21 protein-coding genes and 1 riboswitch are annotated in these 20017 nt (G+C 69.3%); of the genes, 14 read left to right on the plus strand and 7 right to left on the minus strand.

From position 1 onward, the window contains the following. The first annotated feature begins 76 nt into the window (after positions 1-76). The 7 genes from ACWPN5_RS12500 (at position 77) to ACWPN5_RS12530 (ending at position 6131) form a co-directional block, all read left to right on the plus strand. On the plus strand, positions 77-520 hold the full coding sequence (locus ACWPN5_RS12500) for a hypothetical protein (RefSeq protein WP_492295609.1): 444 nt from the start codon (positions 77-79) through the stop codon (positions 518-520). 87 nt (positions 521-607) lie between these two features. Then, a complete protein-coding gene (locus ACWPN5_RS12505; protein ID WP_145688992.1) occupies positions 608-853 on the plus strand; it encodes a hypothetical protein in 246 nt (81 codons plus the stop codon). Positions 854-1048: 195 nt separating this feature from the next. Further along, entirely contained in the window at positions 1049-1978 is a 930-nt protein-coding gene (locus ACWPN5_RS12510) for a class I fructose-bisphosphate aldolase (protein ID WP_200479729.1), read from the plus strand. A gap of 12 nt (positions 1979-1990) precedes the next feature. After that, on the plus strand, positions 1991-2629 hold the full coding sequence (gene thiE, locus ACWPN5_RS12515; protein ID WP_200479730.1) for a thiamine phosphate synthase: 639 nt from the start codon (positions 1991-1993) through the stop codon (positions 2627-2629). 19 nt (positions 2630-2648) lie between these two features. After that, complete coding sequence (locus tag ACWPN5_RS12520; RefSeq protein ID WP_492295612.1) at positions 2649-3455, plus strand: TSUP family transporter; 807 nt, start codon at positions 2649-2651, stop codon at positions 3453-3455. A 210-nt stretch (positions 3456-3665) separates the two neighbouring features. After that, entirely contained in the window at positions 3666-5012 is a 1347-nt protein-coding gene (locus tag ACWPN5_RS12525; RefSeq protein ID WP_492295614.1) for an OmpP1/FadL family transporter, read from the plus strand. 123 nt (positions 5013-5135) lie between these two features. Then, positions 5136-6131, plus strand: a complete 996-nt coding sequence (locus ACWPN5_RS12530) for an MDR family oxidoreductase (RefSeq protein ID WP_145688989.1) — start codon at positions 5136-5138, stop codon at positions 6129-6131. A gap of 28 nt (positions 6132-6159) precedes the next feature. On the opposite strand, the gene epmA is transcribed toward ACWPN5_RS12530, so the two are convergent. Then, positions 6160-7212, minus strand: a complete 1053-nt coding sequence (gene epmA, locus ACWPN5_RS12535; protein ID WP_145688988.1) for an EF-P lysine aminoacylase EpmA — start codon at positions 7210-7212, stop codon at positions 6160-6162. 167 nt (positions 7213-7379) lie between these two features. On the opposite strand from epmA, the gene efp reads away from it, so the two are divergent. The 5 genes from efp to ACWPN5_RS12560 all read left to right on the plus strand — a co-directional run bounded on the left by efp (position 7380) and on the right by ACWPN5_RS12560 (position 12461). Continuing rightward, positions 7380-7946: an elongation factor P gene (gene efp / locus ACWPN5_RS12540; RefSeq protein WP_014240821.1), complete on the plus strand. Its 567-nt coding sequence runs from the start codon at positions 7380-7382 to the stop codon at positions 7944-7946. 91 nt (positions 7947-8037) lie between these two features. Further along, a complete protein-coding gene (locus ACWPN5_RS12545) occupies positions 8038-8892 on the plus strand; it encodes an inositol monophosphatase family protein (RefSeq protein WP_014240822.1) in 855 nt (284 codons plus the stop codon). 179 nt (positions 8893-9071) lie between these two features. After that, positions 9072-9842 carry an OmpA family protein gene (locus tag ACWPN5_RS12550; RefSeq protein WP_492295617.1) on the plus strand — a complete coding sequence of 257 codons (771 nt, stop codon included), beginning with the start codon at positions 9072-9074 and terminating at the stop codon, positions 9840-9842. Between the two features lie 100 nt (positions 9843-9942). Next, positions 9943-11082 carry a flagellar motor protein MotA gene (locus tag ACWPN5_RS12555; protein ID WP_492295619.1) on the plus strand — a complete coding sequence of 380 codons (1140 nt, stop codon included), beginning with the start codon at positions 9943-9945 and terminating at the stop codon, positions 11080-11082. A gap of 59 nt (positions 11083-11141) precedes the next feature. Beyond that, positions 11142-12461, plus strand: a complete 1320-nt coding sequence (locus tag ACWPN5_RS12560) for a peptidoglycan -binding protein (protein ID WP_200480134.1) — start codon at positions 11142-11144, stop codon at positions 12459-12461. A 125-nt stretch (positions 12462-12586) separates the two neighbouring features. Here ACWPN5_RS12560 and gcvPB read toward each other — a convergent pair whose 3' ends face one another. The 6 genes from gcvPB to ACWPN5_RS12590 form a co-directional block, all read right to left on the minus strand. Continuing rightward, the gene (gcvPB, locus tag ACWPN5_RS12565) at positions 12587-14152 is read right to left on the minus strand and encodes an aminomethyl-transferring glycine dehydrogenase subunit GcvPB (protein WP_145688984.1); all 1566 of its coding nucleotides are present in this window, start codon (positions 14150-14152) and stop codon (positions 12587-12589) included. Then, complete coding sequence (gcvPA, locus tag ACWPN5_RS12570; protein WP_492295621.1) at positions 14152-15492, minus strand: aminomethyl-transferring glycine dehydrogenase subunit GcvPA; 1341 nt, start codon at positions 15490-15492, stop codon at positions 14152-14154. Before gcvPA ends, gcvPB begins: the two co-directional genes overlap by 1 nt. 1 nt (position 15493) lies before the next feature. After that, positions 15494-15868 carry a glycine cleavage system protein GcvH gene (gene gcvH / locus ACWPN5_RS12575; RefSeq protein ID WP_038527146.1) on the minus strand — a complete coding sequence of 125 codons (375 nt, stop codon included), beginning with the start codon at positions 15866-15868 and terminating at the stop codon, positions 15494-15496. Positions 15869-15901: 33 nt separating this feature from the next. After that, positions 15902-17014, minus strand: coding sequence for a glycine cleavage system aminomethyltransferase GcvT (gene gcvT, locus ACWPN5_RS12580; RefSeq protein WP_492295624.1), 1113 nt, complete (start codon positions 17012-17014; stop codon positions 15902-15904). A gap of 175 nt (positions 17015-17189) precedes the next feature. Then, positions 17190-17303, minus strand: a riboswitch (glycine riboswitch). 85 nt (positions 17304-17388) lie between these two features. Continuing rightward, positions 17389-17634 (minus strand): CDGSH iron-sulfur domain-containing protein, encoded by a 246-nt coding sequence (locus tag ACWPN5_RS12585; RefSeq protein WP_492295626.1) that lies wholly within the window; start codon positions 17632-17634, stop codon positions 17389-17391. A gap of 21 nt (positions 17635-17655) precedes the next feature. Continuing rightward, on the minus strand, positions 17656-18243 hold the full coding sequence (locus tag ACWPN5_RS12590) for a hypothetical protein (RefSeq protein WP_492295628.1): 588 nt from the start codon (positions 18241-18243) through the stop codon (positions 17656-17658). Between the two features lie 134 nt (positions 18244-18377). Here ACWPN5_RS12590 and ispH point away from each other — a divergent pair, with 134 nt between their 5' ends. Together ispH and ACWPN5_RS12600 are read left to right on the plus strand one after the other, a co-directional pair. Further along, on the plus strand, positions 18378-19358 hold the full coding sequence (gene ispH, locus ACWPN5_RS12595; RefSeq protein ID WP_492295630.1) for a 4-hydroxy-3-methylbut-2-enyl diphosphate reductase: 981 nt from the start codon (positions 18378-18380) through the stop codon (positions 19356-19358). A gap of 260 nt (positions 19359-19618) precedes the next feature. Further along, the gene (locus ACWPN5_RS12600) at positions 19619-19981 is read left to right on the plus strand and encodes a Uma2 family endonuclease (RefSeq protein WP_492295632.1); all 363 of its coding nucleotides are present in this window, start codon (positions 19619-19621) and stop codon (positions 19979-19981) included. The last annotated feature ends 36 nt before the right edge of the window (positions 19982-20017 follow it).

The following is a 20017-nucleotide window of genomic DNA, read 5'->3' on the forward strand; positions in this document are numbered from 1 at the left end:
GCCTCCGCCCCCGTGGTTTGACCTGCCTCAATTCCCGGAATGGGGATAGGGGAACGCCCATCCGGTTCTTCCCGTCATGACCACCCTGCCCCCGCACAGCCGCCCCATCCGTTTCCACAGCCTGCCCCACGCCGAGGCCGCCTGCGCCGTGGCGGCGGATCTCGGCGTTCCGCTGCTGCTGATCAGCACGCCCGGTGCTGCGGCCTCCGCCGGCTCCGGCTGGTTTGCCGCGGTCGTCGGCCGCGCCGCCGCCCGTCACCCCGCGGTTGCGATCACCGCGGTTCTCGACTGCGCCGACCGGCCCGGCGACGCCCTGGCCGCGCTGACCTCCGGCATTGATAGGGTCCTGTTCACGGGGCGGGCGGACGTCGCCGAACGGTTGGCCGACATCGCCGCGCAGCGCGGCGCCCGCCTTTTGACAGCCCTTCCCGCAGCGCTCGACCTGCGCGGTGTTCGCGATCCCCAGCGGGCCTGCCGGGACTGGCTAGGCGGGCAGGTCGATGGCCATGTCACGGAATAGTCCCAAGGCGATACCGCTTTTTCCCCGAATCCGCACGATCAAAAGTGGTGTATGGTGATTTCATCATCACGATGCGGTACCACCCCCATGACCACGACCACACCTCTGCGGCCCCCGGCGGACGCCACACCGCTGAAGGGTGAGGACTCCGCCCTGCTCCATCCGGAGAGGCCGGACGGGCTGCCGCGCGGCTCGCGCTTTCCCGCGCCGCAGGTGGAGAAGATCCGCGGCGCCCGCCTGCTCGTCGTCTGGGCGGGCTTGGCCGCCGGGGCCTGGGCCGTGGCGGTGGGCGCCGGCTACGGCCTCTACGTCATCGCCCAATCCGTGCTGTGACATAAAAGGGCGGACGGAACGCCGCCGCCCGCCGCCCCGTGCCTGCTCCTTCGGCGACGCACGCACCTGCCCGCCCGGGTAAGCCCCTTTGCCGCCGCAGGAGGGCTGCGCTATCCCCCTGCCGACGTTGCAAAGAGTCACGCGCTGGGCTATGAGGGCCGCATTTCCGACAGAAACCCCAAGGGGAAGAGCCCGATGAAGCTCACTCGTCGTGTAAAGGAAATTCTTGCGAACTACGAAAGCGACACCCCGGGCGTCAAGGCCAACCTTGCCCGCATTCTGATGGAAGGCAAGCTGGGCGGCACCGGCAAGCTGGTGATCCTTCCCGTCGACCAGGGCTTCGAGCACGGCCCGGCGCGCAGCTTTGCGCCGAACGAGCCGGGCTACGACCCGCATTACCATTACCAGCTCGCCATCGACGCCGGCTGCAACGCCTACGCCGCCCCGCTCGGCTCGCTGGAGGCCGGCGCCTCGACCTTCGCCGGCTCGATCCCGCTGATCCTCAAGATGAACAGCGCCAACAGCCTGTCGCGCCAGAAAGAGGACGCCGACCAGGCGGTGACCGCCTCGGTGCAGGACGCGCTGCGCCTCGGCTGCTCGGCCATCGGCTTCACGATCTACCCCGGCTCGGACGCCATGTACGACCAGTACGAGGAGATCCGCGAGCTGTCGAAGGAGGCCAAGTCGGTCGGCCTGCCCACCGTCCTGTGGTCCTACCCGCGCGGCGGCACGATCTCCAAGGAGGGCGAGCTGGCCATCGACGTGATCGGCTACGCCGCCCACATGGCCGCGCTGCTCGGCGCCCACATCATCAAGGTGAAGCTGCCGTCGGCCCATCTGGAGCAGGCGGAAGCCAGGAAGGTCTACGAGTCCAAGAACATCCCGATCGCCACCCAGGCCGACCGCGTCCGCCACATCATGCAGTGCGCCTTCAACGGCCGCCGCATCGTGGTCTTCTCGGGCGGCGCCACCAAGGGCGAGGACGCGGTGTTCGAGGACGCCCGCGCGATCCGCGACGGTGGCGGCAACGGCTCGATCATCGGCCGCAACGCCTTCCAGCGCCCGCGCGAAGACGCTTTGAAGCTGCTCGACCGGATCATGAAGATCTATCAGGGCAAAGAGTAAGGATCGCCTCGGGTGACCGAAACCGCCTGTCGGCTCTACCTCGTGACGCCGCCGGTCCTGGAACCGGCGGCGTTCGTGCCGAAACTGACCGAAGCGCTGGACGCGGGCGATGTCGCCTGCGTCCAGTTGCGTTTGAAGGACTGCTCCGACGACGCCGTGCGCCGGGCCTGCGACGCCCTGCGCCCGATCGCCCAGGAGCGCGGGGTGGCCTTCATCCTGAACGACCATCCCCAGCTCGCCCGCGAGACCGGATGCGACGGCGTGCATGTCGGGCAGAAGGACACGCCCTACGCCCAGGCGCGGCGGATCGTCGGCAACGACGCCATCGTCGGCGTGACCTGCCACGACAGCCGCCATCTCGCCATGGAAGCGGGCGAGGCCGGGGCCGATTACGTCGCCTTCGGCGCCTTCTTCCCCACCACCACCAAGGACGCCGAATTCAAAGCGGAGCCGGAGCTGCTCCGGTGGTGGTCGGAGCTGATGGAGGTTCCCTGTGTCGCCATCGGTGGGATCACCCAGGAGAATTGCGGGCCGCTGGTGAGCGCCGGGGCCGATTTCCTGGCCGTGGTCGGCGCGGTGTGGAACCATCCCGATGGGCCGGGCGCCGCCGTGAAGGCGTTCAACGCCGCCATCGCCGCGGCCGAAGGGTAACGAAGGCCGCCGCCGGATCATGGACCTCCTTTCCATCGAGACGCTGTCCGCGCTGTTCGCGGTCGGCCTTGTCGCGGGCTTCGTCGACGCCATCGCCGGGGGCGGCGGGCTTCTGACCCTCCCCGCCCTGCTCTGGGCCGGTCTTTCGCCGGCGCAGGCGCTGGCGACGAACAAGCTGCAATCCAGCTTCGGCTCCTTCTCCGCCGCGGTGAAGTTCACCCGCGGCGGCGAGGTCAAGCCGCGCGACATGGCGGTGATGATCGGCTGCACCTTCGCCGGTTCCGCGGCGGGCGCCGTCATCGTCCAGATGATCGATCCGGGATTCCTGCGCAACGTCATCCCGGTGCTGCTGATCGGCATCGCCGTCTGGCTGCTCGTCTCGCCGAAGGCCGGCGAGATCGACGCGCAGCAGCGCATCGGGGAGCGCGGATTCGCCCTGCTCGCCGGGACGGGGATCGGCTTTTACGACGGCTTCCTCGGGCCGGGCACCGGCACCTTCTTCGCCATCGCCTTCGTCTCGCTGCTCGGCTTCAACCTGCGCAAGGCGACCGCCCACACCAAGGTGCTGAACTTCACCAGCAACATCGCCGCCCTCCTCTTCTTCCTGGCCGGCGGCCAGATCGCCTGGGTGGCCGGGCTGCTGATGGGGGTGGGCCAGATGATCGGCGCGCAGGTCGGCGCCCACATGGTCATCCGCAACGGCGCCGCCATCGTGCGGCCGATGCTGGTCGTCGCCTCCATCGCCATCACGGCGAAGCTGATCTGGACCGACGCCCAGGGCGTGATCGGCGCCGGCATGGCCATGGTGGCCGGCTGGCTGGGCTGAGCGCCCTCACAGCCCTCTTTTCACACCCCCACCCCCTTTTCCGCTCCACGCCTCCGCCCCGCGACGAATCGACCATAGCGGGCATTTCCCCCTCCCCTGTACACCCGCAGGCGCATAATTTGTTGGCTCAACATTTTTTCAGCGGGGCCACTTTACGTTAACGTCAATCTGTGTATCATTGCGTCAAATAACGAAATTGGGGAGAAACGCATGTCCAAAGGGTCACTGAGGGGGAATCTGCTCGCCGCTGCGGCGGCCGTCGCCATCGCGGCGCCGCTGCCGGCCGGCGCGGCCGGCTATCTGCTCAAGGAGCAGAGCGCCTCGGGCCAGGGCACCTCCTTCGCGGGCGCCACCGCCAACGGCATGGGCGACGCCACCGGCCTGTTCTTCAACCCCGCGGCCCTGGGAGCCATCGAGGGGAACCAGGCGGTCGGCGTGCTGAGCGGCGTGTTCCCGACCTCGAAGACCAGCAACGCCCGCGGCACCCGCGCCGCGCGGCTGGGCGGCAGCGCCATCCGGGGCACCTCGGACCCCGGCGACATCGGCATGGACGCGGTGATTCCGTCGGGCTATCTGGCCTACACGGTGTCGCCGGACGTCAAGCTGGGCCTTGCCATCACCGCGCCCTGGGGCCTGTCCACCGACTACCCGGAAAGCTGGACCGGCCGCTACCACGGCATCCATTCCAGCCTGCTGACGATCAACATCTCCCCGACCGTGTCCTACCGGGTGATGCCGGACCTGACCATCGCCGGCGGTCTGCAGTTCCAGTACGCCAAGGCGCGCCTAAGCCAGGCGGTGGACTTCGGCTCCATCCTGGCCGCCACCGGGGTTCCCATCGCGCCGGGCTCGCGCGACGGCGTGGGCGAGGTGAAGGGCGACGACTGGGGCGTCGGCTTCACCGCCGGCATGCTATACGAGCCGGCCAAGGGCACCCGCTTCGGCGTCTCCTACCGCTCCTCCGTCTTCCACGAATTGGACGGCGATTCGAAGTTCGAGGCCGTGCCGGCCGTGCCGGCGCTCCAGGCCAGCTTCGCCGGGTCGCCGGTGCGGGCGAAGGTCGCCACGCCGGACATCATCTCCTTCGGCGCCTACCACGAACTGACCAGTTCCATCGCCGTGATGGCCGACGCGCAGTGGACCAACTGGTCGCGCTTCAAGGAGCTGCGCATCCGCTACCGCAACCCGCTGCGCACCGACACGGTGACCGACGAGAACTGGGACGACTCCTGGTTCTTTGCGCTGGGCGCCGCCTACAAGTGGAACGAGAAGCTGACCCTGCGCTTCGGCGTGGCCTATGACCAGACCCCGGTCAGCGACCAGTACCGCACGCCGCGCATCCCGGACGAGGACCGCTACTGGGTGTCGATCGGCGCCGGCTACCAGTTCACCGACAGCATCCGGACCGACATCGGCTACAGCCACATCTTCGCCAACAAGGCCAAGATCGACCTGCGCGACAACCTGACGGGCAGCGACGCCTTCCGCGGCAACCTGTCCGCCGACTACAAGGCCCATGTGGACGTGATCGCGCTCCAGACCAGGATCACCTTCTGATCCGCACCCCGGTGGAGCGCGCGGGCGCCGCCCGTTCGCTCCACCGTCCCCGCCTCTTGCCCGTCGCCGCGTCCGTGCTAGGCTTTCCCCCAATCAAGAACCCGTCCCGGGAGAGGAATCCGCATGGCCGACACCTTCACCGCCTTCGTCATCGAGGACGCCGACGGCAAGCCCAAGGGGGGCTTCAAGCCGCTGAGCCTGACCGACCTGCCCGACCATGACGTGCTGGTCGAGGTCGCCTATTCCACCCTGAACTACAAGGACGGCCTCGCCGTCTCCGGCAAGGGCCGGATCGCCCGCAAGCTGCCGATGGTCGCCGGAATCGACCTTGCCGGAACGGTGGTGGAGTCGCGCTCCGCCGACTGGAAGGCCGGCGACAAGGTGATCGTCAACGGCTGGGGCCTGTCGGAAACCCAGTGGGGCGGCTACAGCCGGTTCCAGCGCGTGAAGCCGGAATGGCTGACCCGGCTGCCGGACGTCTTCTCGCCGGAGGAGGCGATGGGCATCGGCACCGCCGGCTACACCGCGGCGCTCTGCGTCGACGCGCTGGAGGATTGGGGCACGATCCAGCCCGGCGGCAAGGAGGTTCTGGTCACCGGAGCAGCCGGCGGCGTCGGTTCCGTCGCGGTCGCCCTGCTCGCCAAGGCCGGCTATCCGGTCACCGCCTCCACCGGACGGCCCGAGACCCACGAGTATCTGTCCGGCCTGGGCGCCACCGGCTTCATCGACCGCGCCGCCCTTCAGGAGAAAGGCCCGCCCCTGCAGAAGGAGCGTTGGGCCGGCGGCGTCGATTCGGTGGGCGGCATCACGCTGGTCAACGCCCTGTCGCAGACCGTCTGGGGCGGCGCCATCGCCGCCTGCGGCTTGGCCGGCTCGGCCGACCTGCCCGCCACGGTGCTGCCGCACATCCTGCGCAGCGTCACGCTGATCGGCGTCGATTCGGTCGCGGCCCCGGCGGCACGGCGCGAGCGCGCCTGGGCGCGGCTGGCCCGCGACCTCGACAAGGACCACCTGAAGGCGATGTACACCGTGGAGCCGATGTCGAAGCTGCCGGAGCTGGCCGGCCGGATCCTCGCCGGTCAGGTGCGCGGCCGCGTGGTGATCGACGTCACCGCCTGAGGCCGCCGGCACCGGTGGCGGGTTGGGGTCAGGCCCCCGCCACCGGCAGCCACAGCACCTCGTCGATGCGCTCCGCCCCGCTGCACAGCATGACCAGCCGGTCGAAGCCGAGCGCGATGCCGCTGCACTCCGGCATCCCGTGCTCCAGTGCGGCGAGGAAATCCTCGTCCACCGGGAAGCGGTCGCCGTAGATGCGCTCCTTCAAATCCATGTCGGCCTCGAAGCGGGCGCGCTGGGCGCGGGCGTCGGTCAGCTCGCCGAAGGCGTTGGCGAGCTCCAGGCCGCAGGCGTACAGCTCGAACCGCTCGGCCAGCCGCGGGTCCTCGGGCTTGGGGCGCGACAGGGCGGCCATGCAGACCGGATAGTCGGTCAGCACGCAGGGAACGCCCGCGCCGAGATGCGGCTCGATCCGGTCGAACATGATGCGGAAGACGATGTCCTCCCAGCGGTCGCCATCGTGCGGGGCGATGCCGATGGCCCGCGCCATGGCGGCCAGCGGGGCCGGGTCGGGGTCATGGCTGCCGTCGAAGGTTTCCAGCAGGTCGATCCCCGCATACTCGCGGAAGGCGTCCTGCACGGTCAGCACCCGCCACTCCTTGAAGGGGTCGCAGGTCATGCTGCGGAAGTCGAATCGCGTCCGCCCCGCGGCGACGGCGGCCTCGCGCACCAGATCCTCGCAGTCGCGGATCAGCGTGCGGTAGCCCTCCCCCGCCCGGTACCATTCGAGCATGGAGAATTCCGGCGCGTGGGTGGCCGACCGCTCGCCGTTCCGGAAGACGTGGGCGATCTGGTAGATGCGCGGCAGCCCGGCCACCAGCAGCTTCTTCATGGCGAATTCGGGGCTGGTGTGCAGGTGCAGCCGCAGCCGGTCGTCGGGATGCGGCCCGACCAGCTCCGTCGCGAAGGCCTGGAGATGCGGCTCCATCCCCGGCGAAACCTGCAGCGCCGGGGTGTCCACCTCCAGGAAGGCGTTCTCCTCGAAGAAGCGGCGGACGGCGCCCAGCACGCGGCCGCGCACGGCCAGATGGGGGCGGCGGCGGGCGAAGGTCTCGGGAGCCCAGGACGGCGTGACGGGGGACATGATGGCCTTCACTGACGGGGTAATGGTGCTGCTTAGCAGAGTGGCAACGGCGGCGAAAATGGACAAAGAAGGCACGGAACGCCGATTGAGCCCCGCCCGGCGTTGCCACCGGCCCGGCAAGCTGCTAGGTTCCGCGCCGCCTGTCTCCTGGAAATCACGAGTATGTCATGAAGGTCAACGCCAACACGATGCGTCCCGGCCATGTGCTGGAGCATAACGGGAAGCTCTGGGTCATCACGAAGACCGCCATCGTCCAGCCCGGCAAGGGCGGCGCCTTCATCCAGCTTGAAATGAAGGATGTGCGCACCGGCAACAAGTCGATCGAGCGCTTCCGCACCCAGGAGACGGTCGAGCGCGCCCGCCTGGACGAGCACGAGATGACCTTCCTGTTTGCCGAAGGCGACAGCTACACCTTCATGGACAAGGAAAGCTACGAGCAGACCGCCATTCCCGGCGAGATCATCGGCGACCAGAAGGTGTTCCTGCAGGACGGCATGGAAGTCACCGTGCAGTCCTTCGAAGGCGCGCCGCTCGGCGTCGAGATCCCCGGCAAGGTCACCCTGCAGATTACCGAGGCCGACCCGGTGGTGAAGGGCCAGACGGCCTCCTCCTCCTACAAGCCGGCGAAGCTGGAGAACGGCGTGTCGATCCTGGTCCCGCCGCACATCGAGTCGGGCACCCGCGTCGTCGTCGACACCCAGACCGGCGAGTATGTCGAGCGCGCCAAGGACTGACCGTCCCGGCTGATTTTCTGCGCACCGGCTCTCGCTTAAGGCAGGGGCCGGTGTATTCTTTTTCCGGTTCCGCACGAGATAAAGCACGCCCATGGCCACCCGCTCCGCCCTTATCAACGTGATGGTCCGCGCCGCCGAAAAGGCGGCCCGCGGCCTTGTCCGCGACTTCGGCGAGGTCGAGCACCTCCAGGTGTCGCGCAAGGGCCCGGCGGACTTCGTGTCCGCCGCCGACATGAAGGCGGAAAAGCTGCTGCGCGAAGAGCTGCAGAAGGCCCGCCCGGATTTCGGCTTCCTGATGGAGGAGACGGGCGCCAGCAAGGGCAGCGACCCGACCGCCCGCTGGATCGTCGATCCGCTGGACGGCACCACCAACTTCCTGCACGGCATCCCGCATTGGGCGATCTCCATCGCCGCGGAGAAGAACGGCGAGATCGTCGCCGGCGTCGTGTACGAGCCAGTGCATGACCAGATGTTCTGGGCCGAGAAGGGCCAGGGCGCCTTCCTCAACCACCAGCGCCTGCGCGTGTCGGAGCGCCGCAATCTTGCCGACGCGGTGATCGCCACCGGCATCCCCTTCAAGGGCCGCGGCGACCATGCCGGCTTCCTGGTGGAGGCCGAGGCCCTGATGAAGGAAGTCGCGGGCATCCGCCGCTTCGGCGCCGCCTCGCTCGACCTCGCCTACGTCGCGGCGGGCCGCTACGACGGCTATTGGGAGCGCGGTCTCGCCCCCTGGGACGCCGCGGCCGGCCAGCTTCTGGTCACCGAGGCCGGTGGCTTCGTCGGCGAGATCGGCGGCGGGCGCAACCCGGTGTTCGGCGGCACGATCTTGGCGGCCAACGCCCACTTCCATCTGCCGATCGCCAAGATCCTGCGCGGTGCCACGGAACGCAAGGTGCGCTCAGCCCCCGCCGGCACGGCCGGTGCGGCGGACGCCGGTCAGGGCTGACCTCCGGCCGAGCCATAAGCCCTTCATGACGTTGGGGTAGCAAGGGCCGCGCTTTGGTGGGGAAACGCGCCGCGCGGTCCAAAGGGCGTTGTCCCTACGCCGATCGAAGGGCTATGGTACCAACGCTTTTCCGTGTCATTGGGAACAACGCGCTGGTCACCATGAGGATTGTCGGACGCATGAGCGGTTCTCCAAACGCCCCCGCCGGGCGGCCGGTACCCCTGCGCGTCCTCCCCACCGCCGCGGCCGTGGCGCTGTCGCTGGCCGTGGCCGCCTGCTCCTCGCCCGGCGCCCCGCCGCCCCCGACCAGCGCCGCCCCGCCCCAGACCGCAACCGCCAACGCGGGCGGGCTGACGCTGGAGAACGCCCAGCCGCTGCCAATCCCGCCGCGGCCGGACATCTTCCCGCCGCCGGCCCCGCCGGCCCCGCCGGTCTTCCGGGCACCGACGCTGATGACCGCGCCGGACCTGCCGCAGATTTCGGTCGGACCCAGCCCGGCGGCGCCGGCCATGCCGGAAGGCGCGCCGCCGGTCCCGCCCTCCAACCGGCCGGCGGCTTCCCCGCCGCCCGACCGGACGCAGACCGCGGCCCTGCCGCCGCCGACTCCGAAGGCGCCCACGGCGCCCGCCCTGCCCCGGATGGAGCCGCTGACCGTCCTATTCGACGGCGCGGCCACCACGCTGCCCGATCCGGCCCAGGCGCGGCTCGACGCCATCGCCGAGCGCATGACCGCCAACCCGCAGCTTCGCCTGCAGATCCGCTCCTACGCCAGCGGCACGCCCGATACGGCGCGCGAGGCGCGTCAGCTGTCGCTGGCCCGCGCGCTGGCCGTCCGCGAGCGACTGGGGACCGCCGGCATCGCCAGCACCCGCGTCGACATCCGCGCCATGGGCATGGAGGCGGCCAGCGGCGCGCCGGACCGGCTGGACGTGGAGTTCCTGAACCAGTGAGCCGCTCTCTGTAACCGGTACCGCCTGCCCCTTCCCCTGGACGAGAGTGCCCATGGCCGCCATCGCCCCGTCGTCCCACCCTCTTGAGGAGCCTTCCCCGATGACGCGCCCGGAGCGCTTCCTGACACGGATGATCCTCTTCCTGGTGGTCGTGGGAAGCGTGACGGCCTTGCTGTTCCCGGCCCTGCGCGCCGCCTTCATGAACAACCCGGCGCTGAACGGGCTGATCCTGGGCACGCTGCTCGCCGGCATCCTGTTCATCTTCCGCCAAGTGCTGATGCTGCGGCCCGAAGTGGCGTGGCTGGAGCATTTCCAGTCCGGCAACCCGGCCGTCGCCGCGCCGGAACCGGTGCTGCTCGCCCCGATGGCGCGCATGCTGCGGGAACGGCGCGGCCGGCTGACCCTGTCGGCGCTGTCGATGCGCTCGCTGCTCGACGGCATCGCGTCTCGGCTGGACGAGTCGCGGGAGCTGTCGCGCTACCTGATCGGCCTGCTGATTTTCCTCGGCCTGCTCGGCACCTTCTGGGGCCTGCTGCACACGGTGCAGTCGGTCGGCTCGGTCATCGGCGGGCTGTCGGTGCAGGGCGGCGACGTCGGGGCGATGTTCAACAACCTGCAGCACGGGCTCGAAGCGCCGCTGACCGGCATGGGCACGGCTTTCAGCTCCTCGCTGTTCGGTCTCGCGGGCTCGCTGGTGCTGGGCTTCCTGGAGCTTCAGGCCAGCCAGGCGCACAACCGCTTCTTCCAGGACGTCGAGGACTGGCTGTCCGGCGCCACCCGCCTCTCCAGCGGGGCCGGCGGCAGCCTGGAGACCGGCGACCAGTCGATGCCGGCCTATCTGACGGCGCTTCTGGAGCAAACGGCGGAGAACCTCGACTCGCTCCAGCGCACCGTCGCCACCGCCGAGGAGGGCCGCCGCTCGGCCAACGCCAATCTGATGGCTTTGACCGAACGGCTGAGCACGCTGACCGACCAGATGCGCGCCGAACAACAGCTCCTCCTGCGGCTGGGCGAGAGCCAGCTGGAGATGAAGGGGCTGCTCGACCGGCTGTCCGACGCGGCGATCGGCGGCTTCGACGACGCCTCGCGCCAGCATCTGCGCAACATGGACATCTACCTCGCCCGCCTGGTCGAGGAGTTGTCCACCGGCCGGGTCCAGGGGGTGCAGGAGATCCGCAGCGAGATCAAGCTGCTGGCCCGCACCATCGCCGCCCTGGCCGAGGAATCGGAACAGCGCTGACCTGTCTCCCCTCTTCCGCGGCGGGAGAGGGGTTTCAATCGCCGGAGGGACACCCCGCCATGCCCAGCATCAGCCGCCGCAACGGCCACCGCGAGGCCAGCGCATGGCCCGGATGGGTGGACGCGCTGTCGTCCCTCGTCATGGTGGTCATCTTCCTGCTGATGATCTTCGTCGTCGCCCAGTTCTACATGGCGACCGCCCTGACCGGGCGTGACGAGCAGCTCGGCAGCCTGAACCGCAAGGTGGCGGAGCTGAACGACCTGCTGGCGCTGGAGCGGGACGCCAACGCCGACCTGCGCATCAACGTCGCCCAGCTCTCGGCGGAGCTTCAGGGCTCCGTCGCGGCGCGGGACACCATGACCGACCGCATCGCCACGCTGCAGGGCGACCTCGACCACGCCGCCCGCGCGGCGGAGGAGTTGCAGCGCACGATCCGCGCCGACAAGGAGACCATCGAGCTGAAGCTGGCCGAGGCCGCAAGCCTCCAGGCCGACCTGAAGGCGCTGCGCGAGGCCCGGACCAAGCTGGAGGGCGAGCTGGCCGCCGCCGCCGCCCAGCAGCGCCTGACCGAGGAGCAGCGCCGGGCCCTGCTGACCGAGCTGGGCGGGGAGCGCGACCGCTCCAAGGCGCTGGAAACGCGGCTCGCCAGCGCCGACGAGAAGACGATGCTCGCGCAGAAGGACATCGAGAAGCGCGACATCCGAATCACCGAGTTGATGGCTTCCCTGTCCACCGAGCAGGGCGCGACCGGCAAGGCGAACGAGCAGGTCGACCTGCTGAACCGGCAGATGGCCGCCCTGCGCGAGCAACTCGCCCGCATCGGCGCCGCGCTGGAGATTTCGGAGAAGAAGGCGGAGGAGCAGCAGGTCCAGATCGCCGAACTCGGCTCACGGCTGAACCAGGCACTGGCCGCCAAGGTGCAGGACCTCGCCCGCTACCGCTCGGAATTCTTCGGGCGGGTGCGCGAGGCGCTGGGCAACCGGCCCGACGTGCGCATCGTCGGCGACCGCTTCGTCTTCCAGTCGGAGCTGCTGTTCCCCTCCGGCTCGGCGACTCTGGAGGAAGCCGGCAAGCAGCGTTTGGCGGAGCTGGCGCGCACGCTGATCGACATCGGCCGGACGATTCCGCCGGACATCAATTGGGTGCTGCGGGTGGACGGCCACACCGACTCGCGCCCGGTGCGCATCCAGTTCGCCTCGAACTGGGAGCTGTCGGCGGCGCGCGCGATCTCGGTGGTGAAGTATTTGATCGACCAGGGGATTCCGGCGGACCGTCTGGCCGCCGCCGGCTTCGGCGAGTATCAGCCGCTCGACCCCGGCACCAGCGACGAGGCGCTGGCGCGGAACCGGCGGATCGAGGTGAAGCTGGATCAGCGGTGAGGGTCGCGTTGCCCCCACCCTTCCCACGGCTGTGCCGTGGGCCCCTTCCCTCCCCCGCTGCGCAGGAGAGGGAGCTTAATCCCCTCCCCTGCGGAGCGGGGGAGGGTTAGGGAGGGGGCAAAGCCCTACTCCGCCGCGACCGTCTCCGGCTCCACCGCCGGCGTCCACCGCAGCACCGGCTTGCGCGCCGCGGCGGTCTCGTCCAGGCGGCGGCGCGGGGTCAGGCGCGGAGCACCCTGGAAATAGGCCACGTCGCCGGACTTGGCCCGCTCCGCCAGGGCGCGCAACGCCGTAACGAACTGGTCCAGGCTGGCCTTCGACTCGGTCTCGGTCGGCTCGATCAGCAGGGCGCCGTGCACGACCAGCGGGAAGTACATGGTCATCGGGTGGAAGCCCTCGTCGATCAGCGCCTTGGCGATGTCGAGCGTGGTCACCCCCGTCCCCTTCAGGAAGCGGTCGTCGAACAGGCATTCGTGCATGCACGGCCCGTCGAAGGAGGGCGTCATCACGTCCTGCAGGCGGGCCAGCAGGTAGTTCGCGTTCAGCACCGCGTCGTTGGCCACCTGCCGCAGCCCGTCGGCACCGTGGCTCATCATGTAGGCGAGCGCGCGGACGAACATGCCCATCTGGCCGTGGAACGCCTTCATCCGCCCGAAGGCCGGGCCGTCGCCGGCCTGCTCCACCAGACGGAAGGCGCCGTCCTTGTCCTGCACCACGTAGGGCACCGGGACGAAGGGGGCCAGCGACTCCGCGAAGACCACCGGGCCGGAGCCCGGACCGCCGCCGCCATGCGGCGTGGAGAAGGTCTTGTGCAGGTTGATGTGCATCACGTCGATGCCGAGGTCGGCCGGACGCACCCGCCCGACGATGGCGTTGAAGTTGGCGCCGTCGCAGTAGAAATAGGCGCCCGCCGCGTGCACCGCCTCGGCGATGGTGATGATGTCGCGCTCGAACAGGCCGCAGGTGTTCGGGTTGGTCAGCATCAGACCGGCGACGTCGGGGCCGAGCTTGGCCTTCAACGCCTCCAGATCGACGCGCCCGTCCTCGGTCGCCGGGATCGCCTCGACGGCGTAGCCGCAGGCGGCGGCGGTCGCCGGGTTGGTGCCGTGGGCGCTTTCCGGGACGAGGATCTTGGTGCGGCCCTTATCGCCCTTGGCGTCGTGGGCGGAGCGGATCGCCATGATGCCGCACATCTCGCCGTGCGCGCCCGCCGCCGGGGCCAGCGTCACCGCTGCCATGCCGGTCAGCGTGGCGAGCCAGCGGCCTAGCTCCGCCATCAGTTCCAAGGCACCCTGCACCGTGCTTTCGGGCTGGAGCGGGTGCACGTCGGCGAAGCCCGGCAACCGTGCCATCTTCTCGTTCAGGCGCGGGTTGTGCTTCATTGTGCAGGAGCCGAGCGGGTACAGGCCGCTGTCGATGGCGTAGTTCTTCTGCGACAGGCGGGTGTAGTGGCGGACCACCTGCGGCTCGGCGAGGCCCGGCAGGCCGATCCGGCCGCGCGGCTTCACCGCCCCCAGGCGCGAGCCCACCGTGGGGACCTCCGGCAGGTCCACGCCGCAACGCCCGGCGCTGTCCTGTTCGAAGATCAGCGGCTCCTCGATCTGCAGGCCGCGGTTGCCGGTGACGGTCTCCGGGACGGCGCTGTCGGTGTTCTGGATGCCGGTCGGGCGACCCTGGTTGTTCATGCTCATCACAGAACCTCGGCGAGGGCGGTGGCGAAGGCGTCCATGTCGGACTCGGTGTTGGTCTCGGTGGCGGCCACGATCAGCAGGTCGTCGAGCCCGCCGCCAAACAGGCGGGAGACCGGAACGCCGCCCAGGATGCCGCGTTGCGCCAGCGCCTCCACGACCTCCGCGGCCGGCTTCGGCAGCTTCACCGTGAATTCGTTGAAGAAGCTGCCGTTGACGATCTCGACACCCTTCACCCCAGCCAGCTTGTCGGCCAGTTGAACGGCCTTGGCGTGGTTGATCTCGGCGAGCCGGGTGAAGCCCTCCTCCCCGAGCAGGCTGAGGTGGATGGAGAAGGCCAGCGCGCACAGGCCGGAGTTGGTGCAGATGTTCGAGGTCGCCTTCTCGCGACGGATGTGCTGCTCGCGGGTGGAGAGCGTCAGCACGAAGCCGCGCCGCCCGTCGGCGTCCACCGTCTGGCCGCAGAGGCGGCCAGGCATCTGGCGGACCAGCTTCTCCTTCACCGCGAACAGCCCGACATAGGGGCCGCCGAAATTCAGCGCGTTGCCCAGCGACTGGCCTTCCGCCGCCACGATGTCGGCGCCCATCTCACCCGGCGGGGTCAGCAGGCCGAGCGACACGGCCTCTGTCACCACGACGATCAGCAACGCGCCCTTGGCCTGGCAGGCCCTGCCCAGCTCCGTGTAGTCGCGGACATGGCCGAACACGTCGGGGTTCTGCACGACGACGCAGGAGGTGTCGCCGTCAACCTCGGCCAGCAGGTCCTCGCCGCCCGTCGGGGCCGGCGGCATCACCACCGTCTCGAAACCGATGAAGCGGGCGTCGGTCGTCGTGGTGTCGCGGTAATGCGGGTGCAGGCCGCCGGACAGCACGGCCTTCTTCCGGCGGGTGACGCGGTTGGCCATCATCACGGCTTCCGCGCAGGCGGTGGCGCCGTCGTACATGGAGGCGTTGGCGACGTCCATGCCGGTCAGCAGCGAGACCTGGGTCTGGAACTCGAACAGGACCTGCAGCGTGCCCTGGCTCACCTCCGGCTGGTACGGGGTGTAGGCGGTCAGGAACTCGCCGCGCTGCACCAGATGGTCCACCGTCGCCGGGATGTGGTGGCGGTAGGCGCCGGCGCCGAGGAAGCTCGGCACGCTGCCGGCGGGCAGGTTCTTGCCCGCCATCGCCGACAGGGCGCGATCGACCTCAAGCTCGCCCATGTGGTTGGACAGCCCCTCGATCGGGCCGGAGAGGCGGGCCGCCTCGGGCACGTCGCGGAACAGCTCGTCCACCGACGGCACGCCGATGGCCTCCAGCATGGAGCGCCGGTCGGCCTCGGTCAGGGGCAGGTAACGCATCTCAGGCTTGCCCTTCCACGAAGGCCTTATAGGCGGCTTCGTCCATCAGCCCGTCCAGCTCTGCCGGGTTGCTGAGGCGCAGCTTGAAGAACCAGCCGGTGGTCTCGGCCCCGGCGTTGACCAGCGACGGGTCGTTCTCCAGATCGGCGTTGGCCTCGATCACCTCGCCGGAAACCGGGGCGAAGACGTCGCTGGCGGCCTTCACCGACTCCACGACGGCGGCTTCCTTGCCCTGGGCGAGTTGGCGGCCGACGTCCGGCAGCTCGACGAATACGACGTCGCCGAGCTGGTGCTGGGCGTGGTCGCTGACGCCGACGGTGCCGACATCGCCCTCGACGCGGACCCACTCATGGTCCTTGGTGTACTTGATGGTCATGGTTGTCCCCTGTTCGAAACGGTTTTCTAATTCTCAGCCGCGGTAGTAGCGCTGCGGCACGAAGGGCATGGCGGCGACCTTGGCGGCCAGCGGCTTGCCGCGGACCATGAGCTGGACCGGCGTGCCCACGGCGGCGTGCGCGCGGTCCACATAGCCCATGGCGACCGGGGCGGAGGCGGTGGGGCCAAAGCCACCACTGGTCACCTCCCCGATCTTTTGCCCATCCGCGTCGCAGACGTCGGTGTGCTCGCGGGCCGGCTGGCGGCCGTCCGGCTGCAGGCCGACGCGGCGGCGCGGGGCGCCGTTGGCGAGTTGGTCCTTGATGATGGCGTAGCCGGGGAAGCCGCCCTCCTGCCGGCGGCGCTTGGACAGCGCCCATTCCAGGCCCGCTTCGACCGGAGTCGTCGTCTCGTCGATGTCGTGGCCGTAGAGGCAGAGTCCGGCCTCCAGCCGCAGCGAGTCGCGCGCACCCAGCCCGATGGCCTCGACCTCGTCCTCGGCCAGCAGGGCGCGGGCGATGGCCTCCGCGTCGGACTTGTCGCAGGAAATCTCGTAGCCGTCCTCGCCCGTGTAGCCTGAGCGGGTGATGATGACCGGGATGCCGTTGAAGGTGGCCGGCAGGTAGCTCATGAACTTCATGGTGGCCGCCTCGGGGATGAAGCGCCCGAGCACCGCCGCGGCCTCCGGCCCTTGCAGCGCCATCAGGGCGAGGTCGTCCAGCAGCTCCACCTCGGCCTTGCCCTTCAGCCGCTCGCGCATGTGGGCGACGTCGTGGTCCTTGCGAGCGGCGTTGACGACCAGGAACAAATGGTCGCCGGCGTTGGTGACCATCAGGTCGTCCAGGATGCCGCCCTGCTCGTTCAGAAACAGCGTGTAGCGCATGCGCCCGCGGGCCAGCCCCTTGATGTCGCCGGGAACCAGCGACTCCAGAGCGGCGGCCGGGTCCTCGCCGGTCAGGCGCACCTGCCCCATGTGCGACACGTCGAACAGCCCGGCCTTGGCGCGGGTGTGCTGGTGTTCCTTGAGGATGCCGAGCGGGTACTGCACCGGCATGTCGTAGCCGGCGAAGGGCACCATCTTGCCCTTCAGCTCCAGATGGAGGCTGTGCAGCGGCGTTTTCTTGGGGGACTCAGAAGCCTCGGTCACGCGGGTCCTCCGACATAGGGTCGCACAACCCGCGCCGGGATTGGCGCGAGTCCTGCCCCCTCTGTCCTGGACCTGAGAGATTCACCGGCGAGGTCCAACCCTCGACAACCGGTTTACTCCTTCGGTGAGCCGTTATCCGCTGTGCGCGGACCGGGCTGCTTTCCAGAGTTGCCTTATCCCCCTTGCGGTCCTTTTGCCTGAGAGTTTCCGGGGCGGTTGCTCCTTCGGCGCCACTGCCCGGCATCCGGTTTTCCGGTGGCCGGGCAATGATCTCTCCCGCGAGGGATCGTCGGCTTGTGCCGTTTAACCTACCGGGACCTTTGCGAATGTCAATCGGGGTTCGCTGGCGGGGTTCGCTGGTGTCCCGGCAACGCTCATTTCAGGTCCAGATGGCTGCCGTCGCAGAAGGGCGGCTTCTTCGTCGCCTTGCAGCCGCAGAAGCGCGCCTTCATGGAGGTGGCGGGAGCGAACTTCATCGGCTCCAGCCCAGTGCCGGCGTGCTTGCCATCGCACAGCGGCTGCTTGGCGCTGCGCCCGCACCGGCACCACCAGTAGGTCTTGCCGGCTTCCAGCTCGATGACGATGGGTTCCTTGGTCGCGGCGACCGGTGCGCTGGGCATGATTCTGCTTCCCTTACCCGATCACTGCTTCATCTGCGCCCGGTTGAAGGCCAATTGCTCCGGCGTCAGCTGGAAGCCCAGAAAAATATTCCAGTCCTTGCCGTTGGCGTCCTTGGGCAGCGGAATCTTCGGCGCCAGTTCCTCGCGGCTGCCGGAGCGGAGCTTGCCGGCATCGAAGGTGACGGAGGTGTCGAACTCCGTCTTGGTGGTCGGCGCTTCCTCGCCCGGCTTGGCGACAGCGACGAAATAGCGGTAGTTCGCCGTGTTGCCCTGCATGGCCGGCCCGCGCTCCGCGATCAGGAAGACGTTCACGTTCACCGTGACGCCGTCGCTGGTGTAGTCGCAATTGCCGGAATAGTCGGCCAGCGCCGCGCGGGAGGTCACGTCGGTCAGGTCGCGCCCACCGCCGTTGCGGAACTGGGTGACCTCCGCCAAATCGCGGACGATGGACACCTTCGGGCAGGCCAGGGCCGCGTCCGCCGCGGTGTTCGATCCGCCCCCGAGTCCGGAGCAGCCGGTGAGCGCCAGAAAACCGAGACTCGCGAATGCAAGCGCCCGCGGGCTTTTCCGGGCGGGGGTTCCTATATTACGGTCGCGGCGGCGGTCCATCGGTCTGGCCTAACGGTTGGAAGGGTGTGTTCTGCCACGACTTTAGAGAAGCGGTGGGGCCGGCACAAGGCCACGCCGCCGCTGCGACGAACGAACCCCGACACCCCCTTTTTCGAGACACCGGAACGACGCGCATGACCCAGACGCCCCTGACCATCCTGCTCGCGGCCCCCCGTGGCTTCTGCGCCGGCGTGGACCGCGCGATCCAGATCGTGGAGGTGGCGCTGGAGCGGTTCGGCGCCCCCGTCTATGTCCGGCACGAGATCGTCCACAACCGATTCGTGGTGCAGAGCCTGGAGGCCAAGGGCGCCGTCTTCGTCGACGAGCTGGATCAGGTGCCCGACGGCGTGCCGGTGGTCTTCTCCGCCCACGGCGTGCCGAAGTCGGTCCCGGCGGCGGCGGAGCAGCGCGGCCTGTTCTATCTCGACGCCACCTGCCCGCTGGTCAGCAAGGTGCACCGCGAGGCCGAGCGCCACTTCAACGAGGGGCGCCAGATCGTGCTGATCGGCCACGCCGGCCACCCGGAGGTGATCGGCACCATGGGCCAGTTGCCCCAGGGCGCCGTGGTGCTGGTGGAGACGGTGGAGGATGTGGCGACGGTCCAGGTGGACAACCCGGAGAACCTCGCCTACGCCACCCAGACCACCCTGTCGGTGGACGAGACGGCGAGCATCGTCGCCGCCCTCCAGGCCCGCTTCCCGTCCATCGGCGGGCCGAAGAAGGAGGACATCTGCTACGCCACCACCAACCGCCAGCAGGCGGTGAAGGCCATCGCGCCGAAGGTGGACGCCCTGCTGGTGCTGGGCGCCCCGAACTCCTCGAACTCCAAGCGGCTGGTCGAGGTGGCGAAGATTCACGGCTGCCAGCGCGCCCAGCTGGTCCAGCGCGCAGCGGACATCGACTGGTCGGCGCTGGACGGAGTCGCCACGCTGGGCATCACCGCCGGAGCGTCGGCCCCCGAAGTGCTGGTGGAGGAGGTCATGGAGGCCGCCCGCGCCCGCTATGCCGTGACGGTGGAGGAGCTGCGCACCGCCTTCGAGGACATCACCTTCAAGCTGCCGAAGCCGCTTCTGGACGGCGGCGCCCCTTCCCGTCCGGTCCCGGCAGACGCATAATGCAAAGACCCGCATAATCCAGGGACCGGCCAGCGCGAAGGAGACGTTCATGGGCGCGCCCGCCATCCAGAAGCCGGCCATCCAGAAGATGGACATCGACGAGTTTCTCGCCTGGGCCGACCGGCAGGAGCCGGACACGCGCTACGAGCTGGTCGGCGGGCAGCCGAGGGCGATGAACGCGTGCTCCCAGGCGCACAGCCGGCTGACGGCGGCGATCATCATCGCTATCGGCATGCGCCTCCGCCCACCCTGTCGAAGTCTTGACGGAAACGGCCATCGAACGCGACGACCGCGCCGACCGCTTTTACGAGGCCGACATCGCCGTCACCTGCTCGCCCCACCAGCCCGGCCAGCGCTCGACACCGAATCCGGTGCTGGTGGTCGAGATCCTGTCCGACAGCACGGCCAGCCACGACCGCGGCACCAAGGTGCCCGACTACATGCAGATCCCTTCGGTGCAGGAGGTGCTGCTGCTGGACAGCCGCGCCGTCCGGGCGCAGCTCTGGCGCCGCGACGGACGGCGTTGGATCGTCGAGGATTTCACCGAGGACGCCACGCTGCCGCTGGCCTCCATCGGGGCGGATCTTCCCCTGGCGGCGCTTTACGACGGCATAGCCCTGTGAGCGGCCCAGAGGCGAGCGGCCGCGGCAGCATTGACC

It is taken from the genome of Azospirillum sp. UENF 211521 (assembly GCF_058780535.1).